Origin of the sequence: Streptomyces sp. WM6372, assembly GCF_001279655.1 — a bacterium.
GTDB lineage: Bacteria > Actinomycetota > Actinomycetes > Streptomycetales > Streptomycetaceae > Streptomyces.
Window position 1 is genome coordinate 1 of sequence record NZ_LGDB01000107.1, and the last position, 443, is coordinate 443.

The 443-nt window shown below is 70.7% G+C and carries 1 pseudogene; it reads left to right on the forward strand.

The annotated features are described in order from the left end of the window. Positions 1-133 precede the first annotated feature (133 nt). Positions 134-443: pseudogene (locus ADK52_RS09665) on the forward strand (glycoside hydrolase family 3 protein); the annotation flags it as partial.

Below are 443 nucleotides of genomic sequence, written 5' to 3' on the forward strand. Positions count from 1 at the left end.
CGCAGTGGCAGAACGCGGTGCAGGAGATGGCCGCGGCGACCCGGCTCGGCATCCCGGTCACCCTCTCGACCGACCCCCGGCACGCCTTCACCGACAACGCCGGCGCCTCCTTCAACGCCGGCGCCTTCTCCCCGTGGACCTGCGCGTGGCGGACCTGCTCTCCCGGATGACGCCGGAGGAGAAGGCCGGCCAGCTCTTCCACTCCATGCTGATGATGAATCCGGACGGCACCCCGCTCACCGAGACCGACGGCTCGATGCTCCCGTTCACCACGCCCGAGCTGGTCGGGGACCGGTTCATCAGCCACTTCAACCTGCTCGGCACGTACGGCGCCCGCGAGATGGCGCAGTGGCAGAACGCGGTGCAGGAGATGGCCGCGGCGACCCGGCTCGGCATCCCGGTCACCCTCTCGACCGACCCCCGGCACGCCTTCACCGACAACG